14 protein-coding genes are annotated in these 9050 nt (G+C 56.2%); 1 reads left to right on the top strand and 13 read right to left on the bottom strand.

Annotated features, from left to right (window positions below; all coding sequences use genetic code 11):
* Positions 1-28 precede the first annotated feature (28 nt).
* From AC2FD9_RS12870 to AC2FD9_RS12825, 10 genes are all read right to left on the bottom strand, one after another.
* Positions 29-1045, bottom strand: a complete 1017-nt coding sequence (locus AC2FD9_RS12870) for a DNA-directed RNA polymerase subunit alpha (protein WP_058272456.1) — start codon at positions 1043-1045, stop codon at positions 29-31.
* Between the two features lie 114 nt (positions 1046-1159).
* Positions 1160-1549 (bottom strand): 30S ribosomal protein S11, encoded by a 390-nt coding sequence (gene rpsK, locus AC2FD9_RS12865; RefSeq protein ID WP_037311698.1) that lies wholly within the window; start codon positions 1547-1549, stop codon positions 1160-1162.
* 14 nt (positions 1550-1563) lie between these two features.
* Complete coding sequence (gene rpsM / locus AC2FD9_RS12860) at positions 1564-1932, bottom strand: 30S ribosomal protein S13 (RefSeq protein WP_058272383.1); 369 nt, start codon at positions 1930-1932, stop codon at positions 1564-1566.
* A gap of 201 nt (positions 1933-2133) precedes the next feature.
* Positions 2134-2802, bottom strand: a complete 669-nt coding sequence (locus AC2FD9_RS12855; protein ID WP_496837216.1) for an adenylate kinase — start codon at positions 2800-2802, stop codon at positions 2134-2136.
* On the bottom strand, positions 2799-4163 hold the full coding sequence (gene secY / locus AC2FD9_RS12850) for a preprotein translocase subunit SecY (protein WP_058276180.1): 1365 nt from the start codon (positions 4161-4163) through the stop codon (positions 2799-2801). The genes AC2FD9_RS12855 and secY overlap by 4 nt, the downstream gene beginning before the upstream one ends.
* 109 nt (positions 4164-4272) lie before the next feature.
* The gene (gene rplO / locus AC2FD9_RS12845; RefSeq protein ID WP_058272380.1) at positions 4273-4746 is read right to left on the bottom strand and encodes a 50S ribosomal protein L15; all 474 of its coding nucleotides are present in this window, start codon (positions 4744-4746) and stop codon (positions 4273-4275) included.
* Between the two features lie 142 nt (positions 4747-4888).
* The gene (locus AC2FD9_RS12840) at positions 4889-5749 is read right to left on the bottom strand and encodes a hypothetical protein (RefSeq protein ID WP_496837215.1); all 861 of its coding nucleotides are present in this window, start codon (positions 5747-5749) and stop codon (positions 4889-4891) included.
* A gap of 178 nt (positions 5750-5927) precedes the next feature.
* Positions 5928-6143 (bottom strand): DUF1127 domain-containing protein, encoded by a 216-nt coding sequence (locus AC2FD9_RS12835; RefSeq protein WP_282120542.1) that lies wholly within the window; start codon positions 6141-6143, stop codon positions 5928-5930.
* A gap of 203 nt (positions 6144-6346) precedes the next feature.
* The gene (locus AC2FD9_RS12830; protein ID WP_282171057.1) at positions 6347-6793 is read right to left on the bottom strand and encodes a hypothetical protein; all 447 of its coding nucleotides are present in this window, start codon (positions 6791-6793) and stop codon (positions 6347-6349) included.
* Positions 6794-6814: 21 nt separating this feature from the next.
* A complete protein-coding gene (locus AC2FD9_RS12825) occupies positions 6815-7183 on the bottom strand; it encodes an antibiotic biosynthesis monooxygenase family protein (RefSeq protein ID WP_496837213.1) in 369 nt (122 codons plus the stop codon).
* 77 nt (positions 7184-7260) lie between these two features.
* Between AC2FD9_RS12825 and AC2FD9_RS12820 the strand changes: the two genes are divergently transcribed.
* On the top strand, positions 7261-7692 hold the full coding sequence (locus AC2FD9_RS12820) for a MarR family winged helix-turn-helix transcriptional regulator (protein WP_496837212.1): 432 nt from the start codon (positions 7261-7263) through the stop codon (positions 7690-7692).
* Positions 7693-7794: 102 nt separating this feature from the next.
* On the opposite strand, the gene rpmD is transcribed toward AC2FD9_RS12820, so the two are convergent.
* The 3 genes from rpmD to rplR all read right to left on the bottom strand — a co-directional run bounded on the left by rpmD (position 7795) and on the right by rplR (position 9040).
* Positions 7795-7983, bottom strand: coding sequence for a 50S ribosomal protein L30 (gene rpmD, locus AC2FD9_RS12815; RefSeq protein WP_008757946.1), 189 nt, complete (start codon positions 7981-7983; stop codon positions 7795-7797).
* A 12-nt stretch (positions 7984-7995) separates the two neighbouring features.
* Entirely contained in the window at positions 7996-8565 is a 570-nt protein-coding gene (gene rpsE / locus AC2FD9_RS12810; protein WP_058272455.1) for a 30S ribosomal protein S5, read from the bottom strand.
* Positions 8566-8680: 115 nt separating this feature from the next.
* Positions 8681-9040, bottom strand: a complete 360-nt coding sequence (rplR, locus tag AC2FD9_RS12805) for a 50S ribosomal protein L18 (protein WP_010437103.1) — start codon at positions 9038-9040, stop codon at positions 8681-8683.
* Positions 9041-9050 lie beyond the last annotated feature (10 nt).

The following is a 9050-nucleotide window of genomic DNA, read 5'->3' as shown; positions in this document are numbered from 1 at the left end:
GGAAACCCGGGCATTTGGGAAGACGCGTTTAGAACGCGTCTTCGAATTTCTTTGCCAGATCTTCGATGTTGTCGGGCGGCCAGTCCTCGACATCCATACCGAGGTGCAGACCCATGCCGGACAGCACTTCCTTGATCTCGTTCAGCGATTTGCGGCCGAAGTTCGGGGTGCGCAGCATCTCGGCTTCGGTTTTCTGGATCAGGTCGCCGATATAAACGATGTTGTCGTTCTTCAGGCAGTTTGCCGAACGGACCGACAGTTCCAGCTCGTCTACTTTTTTCAGCAGCAGCGGGTTGAACTCCAGACCATCGTCTTCGTCCTGGCGACCAGCCGCTTCGGGCTCGTCGAAGTTGACGAAGATTGACAGCTGATCCTGCAGGATGCGTGCGGCGAAAGCCAGCGCATCTTCCGGCGTGATCGAACCATCGGTTTCGATCTTCAGTGTCAGCTTGTCATAGTCCAGAACCTGACCTTCACGGGTCGGTTGAACGTCATAGGCAACCTTTTTGACCGGCGAATAGATCGCGTCGATCGGGATCAGACCGATAGGCGCGTCTTCCGGCTTGTTCTTCTCAGCCGAAACATAGCCCTTACCGGTGTTGACGGTCAGTTCCATGAATAGGTCGGCGCCATCGTCCAGGTGACAAATGACGTGATCGCGGTTCAGAACCTCGATACCAGCGCTTTCGCTGATGTCACCTGCGGTAACAACTGCAGGGCCTTTGGCATTGATCGACAGGCGCTTGGGGCCTTCGACTTCCATGCGCAGGGCAACCTGCTTGAGGTTCAGGATGATGTCAGTGACGTCTTCGCGAACGCCAGCGACGCTCGAGAACTCGTGCAATACGTTGTCGATCTGAACGCTGGTGATGGCCGCTCCTTGCAGCGAGCTCATCAGAACGCGGCGCAGCGCGTTGCCCAGAGTCAGACCAAAGCCACGCTCCAGCGGTTCAGCAACCAAGGTAGCCTGACGCGCGGGGTCGTTGCCCGGCTTGCCATCCAGCTGTGTCGGCTTGATCAATTCAGCCCAATTCTTATGGATCATGTAATCCCTCCATTCCTGTCCGCGCCCCATGACCAACAAGGTGCAGACGCCCGAGGTTCAAAATGACGTGCTGGGGCCGTGTGAAAACACAGCCCCAGCTCAATTCAAAATCGCTTAGACGCGGCGGCGCTTCGGCGGGCGGCAACCGTTGTGAGCAATCGGTGTCACGTCACGGATCGACGTGATGTTGAAGCCCACAGCAGCCAGCGCGCGCAGAGCCGATTCACGACCAGAGCCGGGGCCCTGAACTTCGACTTCCAGCGTCTTGACACCGTGATCCTGCGCCTTCTTGCCTGCATCTTCTGCAGCCATCTGAGCGGCGTAAGGTGTCGATTTACGCGAACCTTTGAAACCCATGGTTCCTGCCGAAGACCATGCAATGGCGTTGCCTTGCACGTCCGAGATCAGGATCTTGGTGTTGTTGAAGGTCGAATTCACGTGGGCAACGCCCGATGCGATATTCTTGCGCTCTTTTTTCTTGGTACGAGTCTTTTCGCGTGCCATCAGTCAGACCCTCCTTATTTCTTCTTACCAGCAATGGCCTTTGCGGGGCCTTTGCGGGTACGAGCATTGGTGTGGGTACGCTGACCGCGAACGGGCAGGTTACGACGGTGACGCAGACCGCGGTAGCAGCCCAGGTCCATCAGGCGCTTGACGTTCATCTGAACTTCGCGGCGCAGGTCACCTTCAACGGTGAAGTTTGCGTCGATATGTTCGCGGATGGCCAGAACTTCGGCGTCGGACAGTTCATTGACGCGACGGGTCGCATCGATGCCTACGGCTTCGCAGATCGCTTTGGCCGAGGTGTTTCCGATACCGGTGATATATGTGAGGGCGATAGGTACCCGCTTTGCAGTCGGGATGTTTACGCCGGCAATACGTGCCACGTGTCACTTTCCTTTTTTGTTGCGGTTCCGTAGCTCCGGAACCTTTTTTCACAACACTCGATCTTGGCAGTGACGCCAGAGGATCCAGTATTATTCGAGGTGGTCGGGGCATCCGGAACGAATCCCGCATGCGGTCGTGATTCCCGTTAGGGATGGGGGTCGATATGGGCTTTTCCCGCTCAGGTCAAGGACAGAAATGGATCAGCCGTTTCCGACGTCGACGCCACCATCCAAAACCTGCGAAATCTCGTTTTGAACGGCGTCGATTTCACCCAGGCCGTCAACCCAGGACAGGTTGCCCTTGGCATAGTAATAGCCGATCAGCATCGAGGTCTTTTTGTAGTACTCCATCAGACGGGTCTTGAGGCTTTCCTCATTATCATCTGCGCGGCGTTTAAAGTCGTTTTCCTTGCCACAGTTGGAGCATTTTCCATTGGCAGGGATCGGCTTGGTGATGTCATTGTAGACCTCGCCGCAGCCTCCACAGGTCGAGCGGGCGGTGATCCGTTCGACCAGCGCGTCATCGTTGACTTCCATCGCGATGACCGCATCCAGCGTTTCGCCGGTGCTTTTCAGCAGATCTCCCAACGCGTCAGCCTGTGCCAGCGTCCGCGGAAAACCGTCGAAAATGAAACCGCCCTTGGCACCTTGTTCCAGTTTTTCACGGATCAGGCCGATGACGATCTCGTCGGTTACCAGTTCACCTTTGGCCATCACCTCGGCGACGCGGTTGCCCATTTCGGTCCCGCTGTCCTTGGCTTCTCGTAGCATGTCACCGGTGCTCAGTTGCACCATACCACGCGTTTCAACCAGATGACGCGCTTGCGTTCCTTTGCCCGCACCCGGCGGGCCCAACAAAATGATGTTCATCGACGAGCGGGTCCCTTCCTGCCGCGTTTCTTGCTTTTACCGCGCAGCTGGGACTTTTCGATAAGCCCTTCGTATTGATGCGCCAGCAAATGGCTCTGCACCTGCTGGATCGTGTCCATGGTCACAGAGACGATAATCAGAACCGAGGTGCCGCCGAAGTAGAACGGGATAGCGAATTGGTTCCGCAGAATTTCAGGCAGCAGACATACCAGCGCCAGATAGGCCGAACCCAGAACCAGCACGCGGTTGACCACGTATTCCAGATACTCGGCGGTTTTCTTGCCGGGGCGAATGCCGGGCACAAAACCGTTCTGCTTTTTCAGGTTGTCCGCAACATCATCCGGTTTGAACGAGACGTTGAAGGTGTAGAAATAGGCGAAGAACACGATCATCGACGCGAAGAACAGCAGATACAGCGGCTGGCCGGGGCCAAAATTGGCCAGCAGCCACGACATGACCGGACCGTTTGTGGCACCCGAAGAGAAGGTCGAGATCGTTACCGGCAGCAACAGCAAAGAGCTGGCAAAAATCGCCGGGATAACGCCCGCCGGGTTCACCTTGACTGGCAGGTGGCTGGAGCCGCCCTCGTATACCTTCATACCGGCCTGACGGCGCGGGTATTGAATGTGGATCTTACGCAGCGCGCGTTCCATGAACACCACGAAGGTGATGACCACGATAACCATGACGATCACACCGATAATCACGGCGGGGCTGATTGCACCAGAGCGACCGGACGCAAAGAACTGCGCCAGAGCGGCCGGAACCTCGGCAATGATGCCGACGAAGATGATCAGAGAGATACCGTTGCCGATGCCGCGCGCGGTGATCTGTTCACCCAGCCACATCAGGAACATCGTACCGCCAACCAGAGTGATCATGGTCGACATGCGGAAGAAAAGCCCAGGATCGGTGGCCAGATCGCCCGATTCCAGCGAAACCGCCAGACCATAGGCCTGAACAGTGGCTAGGGCCACGGTGCCGAAACGGGTGTACTGGTTGATTTTCTTGCGCCCCTGCTCGCCCTCTTTTTTGAGCTGTTCGAGCGCGGGAACCATGGATGTCAGCAGTTGCACGATGATCGAGGCTGAAATGTAAGGCATGATGCCGAGGGCAAAGATACCCATCCGCCCCAGCGCCCCGCCGGTGAACATCGAAACCATGCCGCCGATGCCCTGCCCCGCTTGCTCCATGAACTCGCGCAGTGCTTGTCCGTCAATCCCCGGCACCGGAATGAAGGTGCCCAGACGATAGACGATCAGCAATGCAAGCGTGAACAGGATGCGGTTGCGCAGATCGGTGGCTTTACCAAGGGCAGACCAGCTTGTGTTGGCTGCCATTTGTTCTGCTGCTGATACCATAAATCGGTCTCTCTTATGAAAACACCGCCCGGAACCGTTTTCCGGCTCGGGCGGCGTCTTGGAAAACTCTGAGGTCTATGTAAGCGGGTCTTGGCCCGCTCACAAGCGCTTACTCTGCCGCAGCAGCTTTTGTGACCGTAAGTGAGCCGCCCGCTTTCTCAACTGCTTCAACAGCAGCCTTCGAAGCACCGGTGACTTCCAGGTTCAATTTGGCGCTGATTTCGCCTTTGGCCAGAACGCGGATACCGTCCAGCTTGCGACGAACAAGACCGGAGGCAACCAGCGCATCCTCGGTGATCGCAGCTTTGGCGTCCAGCTTGCCGGCGTCGACGAATTTCTGGATCAGGCCCAGGTTGATAACGGCGAATGCCTTGCGGTTCGGCTTGTTGAAGCCACGCTTGGGCAGACGCTGGTACAAAGGCATCTGACCGCCTTCATAGCCATTGATGGCCACACCCGAACGGGATTTCTGGCCTTTGATACCACGGCCACCCATTTTACCTTTGCCGGAACCCGGACCACGGCCAACGCGGGTGCGTTTCGGTGTGGCGCCAGGATTGTCGCGCAATTCGTTCAGTTTCATTTCGCTTCTCCTAAGCCGGAAATGACCCGCGAAGCGTGATGGGTCAGACACGGCATTTCTTGGTTTTGATTCGTATGGCGCAAAGCCACCGCAGGCGTATAGGACTGTTGGGACAAGTTGGCAAGCCCGCAGCCCCTATACGTCATTCGTCAGACACGTCGGCAAGGTCTTCCGTTGCGGCTTTTTTCTGCAAGGGTGCTGCGTGCGGGTCGATCCCATGCTTTTCGACCAGCCGGCCAACCATGCTTTCCGGATGTGGGATTCCGTTGAACCGATTGAGTATGAACGAACGCATGCGACGGCCATAGAAATGGATCGACATGGTGTTCTCGGTAAGGAACCGCTCGGCATTTCCGTTGGATCGTACCATTGCCCGCCGAGCCCTGTAGGTTACAGGGTACAAAACGTCTTGGGGCTGCGAAAAACGAGCCTCGTTATTGTCCCTCAAAAGCCAGGTCAGGGCGCGTGGGCCCCAAATACCCCACGGCATATCGCTTGCGTGTGGCGTTTCACCAGCCAAAGCCATGTCAATAAGCGGTCGGCGTTGCTTGGGCGACAGCCAATGCGGAATGCGATAAGGATTATTGGTGTAGTCGATCAAATCATACAGCGTTGCGCTGTCCGCAGGCAAAGCCAACACCCCACCGTTGATTTCGTGCGCGGCTAGCCAACCATGCAAATGACCGTTTTCAGTTGTAAAGGGTTTGACACAATATGCGTCGGTATCGGCCCAGATTATGTCCGGCACTTTCGCCAGCATCTGGACGCGAAACTTGTCGGAATGCAGCGCGGGACTGCCCGTGCGCTTGTGTAGGATCACCTCATCATCCGCCAGTACTTCCCGCGCGTCACGCACTTCGACACCCTCGGGGATGTTTGTGACCCGCCCGTAAGTATAAAGGCGGACATGTTGGCCGACATCCAGAAAGGATTTGATGCACAACTGCTCGAGAAAGCTAAGAGGGCCTTCAATCCAAAGCATGCCAACCTGATACTCTTTCACCGGCTCCGGCCCTTCGTGTTGTTCCTGGTTACGGCGCCGACAGGTGCCCTGTCGCGTATTTGGCCCATTTCCCGCTAGGTCGCAACGGTTGGGGCGAAATTCCTGTCGACTGTGCCAAGAGCACCCCGGAATCAAAAGAGACGCCCTCAGGCGTCTCTTGATCAGGTTGTCGGTAAGGTCACGAACAATAAACGTGGTCCCGAGCGATGTCCTTTATATCGCAGCGGCGAACACCGATGTCGTCCAGTTCACGATCTGTCAGACTCTGCAATTCCGAATAAGTCTGATCGTACTGAGCACGCAGGGCATTTGCCTCTTTGACGCGCTCGAAAAAGTTCGCGATGCGGGCGCTCAGGCTAAAGCCGTCGCGGGAATATGTAGCTGTGTGAGCCATGATGTATTTCCTTTCTCTGCCCGGGGCGAATTCCCCGGAAACTGTTTGCGTTCCTTGTTTGGACAGGGCTGAGATAGGCCCGGGCGATATCGCTAACAACCGAAGTTTCGGTCTAGCCGTTATGCAACTATTGAATAGCTGAGCAGCAGGTCGCGCAGCTGTGAGACCAATTGCATGGGAGTAAGCGGCGGCCACTGGTGCAGCTACTTTCCCGCACGTCTTCTGCGGGCAGTCATCGCCCGGCCGTCGCGTATACTCGACCCCATCAAAGTGAGGTTTGTGGCACCAGCGAGCAACTCAACGACCTGCACGGCGTAGAAACTGATGTCAAAGGACCCAGCGCTCGCTTTCGCGTTCAGGAAGATTGCAGCGGGAACAAGGATCAACAGGCCGTTCATCGCGATGATCGGCATTCGCTTCTTCTTGACTAGCGCCGGTGCATCCTTGCGCCGACGCCCAAGGGACATGCCGGATGCACCTACGATCACCATCGCGGGCACAAGAATAATCAGCCCACTGACGATCATGGACTTTACGGCCGCGACAGTCGCATGGGTCGCAAACAATTCGCTGTACAAAGTGGATGTCCAGAACACGAATATTGTCAGGAATCCTATTATACCGGCGACGGGGTGAATTGACTTTATCATGTGCCTACTCCTCTTTTGGCATCAAGCGACGCAGTGGTTTTCGACTGTGAGCTTTCTTAGAAGATGTGGACGCGCCACGGCGCTTTCGGGATAGTCTGCAATTCGACGCTGGAACTCTGGGTGGGTGAAGGCGTCGCGAAAGCTTTTGACGTCCTGCCAGATCGCGTAGTTCACGAAGGTCGAACTGCCAGCGATCCCTTGATGAAGCTGGGTCGAGATATATCCCGGCTGGGATTTCATGAATTCCGCATCATGTGCCCAGGCCTTCAACAGCGCCTCTTCGTCTTTCGCGTCCACTGTAAAAACGTTGATCAGCACCACGGGGCCTTCCTCGGCCTGCATCTGATCAGCCAGTGTGACGACTTTATCCATCTCTTCGATATGAGCCATTTCGATTCCTTTCCATTCATTCACATAGCTTGCTATATATTATTGCATAGCTTGCTATTCAAGTGTAAATCTCAGGCATGGACTTCAAAAAAGAGAACTCGGCCGGATATCTGGTCAATCATATGGCGCGATTGTTCGCGAAAGAGCTGCAACACCACATTGCGCCTTTGGGCATCGTTGTTGGACAGTTCCCAGTCTTGCTGGAGCTTTGGCTCAAAGACGGGGTCACCCAAAAGGATCTGCTAGCCAGAATTGACGTCGAACAAGCGACTTTGGCCAACACGCTCAACCGTATGGAGCGCGACGGCTTGATCAAAAGAACGAAAAACCCCGCTGACGCCAGGGCCCAGTTGATCTGGTTAACCGAAAAGGCCGCCGCACTTAGAAACAGCGCCTATGAGTCGGCCCAGAACGTTAATTCCCAAGCCTTGCAAGTTCTGACTGAGCCTGAGCGGGCGCAGTTCATGGACTATATGCGGCGGGTAATAAGCGGAATACGTACAAGTTGAACTAAAACCACATCGGGTGAGGCGACAGCCAACACTGCCCTTAAACAAAAAAAACGCCCCCGAACTGATCGGAGGCGTTTCTAGCTCTTAGAAGCAAGGCGCTTAGCCGCGCTCTTCGATGATCTCAACCAGATGCGGGATCTTGTTGACCATGCCGCGGACCGAGGGGGTATCCTCAAGCTCGCGGGTTTTGTGCATCTTGTTCAGGCCCAGGCCGATCAGAGTCGCGCGCTGTTCAGCGGGGCGACGGATCGGGGAACCGATTTGCTTGACGACGATGGTTTTTGCCATGGGTCGCTCTCCTTATGCTTCTGCTTCAGCAGCAGCTGGTGCTTCGTCCCGCTTGGGCAGGATGTCAGCAACCTTTTTGCCACGACGCTGGGCAACCGAACGCGGGCTCTGCTCTTTCTGCAGGCCGTTGATGGTGGCGCGGATCATGTTGTACGGGTTCTGCGAGCCCAGCGACTTGGACACAACGTCCTTCACGCCCAGCATTTCGAACACAGCACGCATCGGACCACCGGCGATGATACCGGTACCTTCAGGTGCGCTGCGCATAACCACTTTACCGGCGCCATGACGGCCTTCGATGTCGTGGTGCAGGGTACGACCTTCGCGCAGTTGCACGCGGATCATCTGACGCTTGGCTTGTTCAGTCGCTTTGCGGATGGCTTCAGGTACTTCTTTCGCTTTACCTTTGCCAAAGCCGACGCGGCCTTTCTGATCGCCTACGACCACCAGAGCGGCGAAGCCAAAGCGCTTACCACCTTTTACGGTTTTCGATACGCGGTTGATCGCAACCAGACGATCTGCGAATTCCGGAGTTTCGTCGCGGTCACGCCCACGGCCCCGGCGGTTATCACGTTCTGCCATTTTGGCATCCCTTTTCTTTGGTGACGCTTGCGGCGTCGTTTGTTCAATCCAAGTGGGCCCCGACATTGCCAAGGCCCCCGGATCATCGGGGCGGATCGAAACCCGCCCGCAAGTCTTAGATCTTCAGACCACCTTCACGCGCAGCGTCGGCGACAGCCTTCACTTTGCCGTGGAACAGGAAGCCGCCACGATCGAAATAGGCCTCTTCGACGCCTGCCTTCTTGGCACGCTCGGCGATGGCCGCGCCCACTTTGGTGGCCGCTTCGACGTTGTTCTTGCCAACAACACCCAGATCTTTTTCCAGGGTCGAGGCCGAGGCCAGGGTCACGCCACGTACGTCGTCGATCAACTGAACAGAGATGTTCTTGTTCGAACGGTGTACGGACAAACGCGGACGACCCGCGTTGACCTTGCGAAGTTTGTTCCGAACGCGCAGGCGGCGCTTCAGAAACAGGGTTCTTTTGCTGTTTGCCATTGTTTGCGTC

The sequence above is a fragment of the Ruegeria sp. YTSC230 genome (assembly GCF_059609665.1).
This window is presented reverse-complemented; position numbering and strand designations above follow the sequence as displayed.

Bases quoted from the DNA above. Each gene is read 5' to 3' on its own strand.
- rpsK (WP_037311698.1), bottom strand. From the start codon at position 1,549: ATGGCACGCGAAAAGACTCGTACCAAGAAAAAAGAGCGCAAGAATATC.
- rpmD (WP_008757946.1), bottom strand. From the start codon at position 7,983: ATGGCAAAAACCATCGTCGTCAAGCAAATCGGTTCCCCGATCCGTCGC.
- AC2FD9_RS12820 (WP_496837212.1), top strand. From the start codon at position 7,261: ATGGACTTCAAAAAAGAGAACTCGGCCGGATATCTGGTCAATCATATG.
- secY (WP_058276180.1), bottom strand. From the start codon at position 4,163: ATGGTATCAGCAGCAGAACAAATGGCAGCCAACACAAGCTGGTCTGCC.
- AC2FD9_RS12870 (WP_058272456.1), bottom strand. From the start codon at position 1,045: ATGATCCATAAGAATTGGGCTGAATTGATCAAGCCGACACAGCTGGAT.
- AC2FD9_RS12855 (WP_496837216.1), bottom strand. From the start codon at position 2,802: ATGAACATCATTTTGTTGGGCCCGCCGGGTGCGGGCAAAGGAACGCAA.
- rpsE (WP_058272455.1), bottom strand. From the start codon at position 8,565: ATGGCAGAACGTGATAACCGCCGGGGCCGTGGGCGTGACCGCGACGAA.
- AC2FD9_RS12835 (WP_282120542.1), bottom strand. From the start codon at position 6,143: ATGGCTCACACAGCTACATATTCCCGCGACGGCTTTAGCCTGAGCGCC.
- rplR (WP_010437103.1), bottom strand. From the start codon at position 9,040: ATGGCAAACAGCAAAAGAACCCTGTTTCTGAAGCGCCGCCTGCGCGTT.
- AC2FD9_RS12825 (WP_496837213.1), bottom strand. From the start codon at position 7,183: ATGGCTCATATCGAAGAGATGGATAAAGTCGTCACACTGGCTGATCAG.
- rplO (WP_058272380.1), bottom strand. From the start codon at position 4,746: ATGAAACTGAACGAATTGCGCGACAATCCTGGCGCCACACCGAAACGC.
- AC2FD9_RS12830 (WP_282171057.1), bottom strand. From the start codon at position 6,793: ATGATAAAGTCAATTCACCCCGTCGCCGGTATAATAGGATTCCTGACA.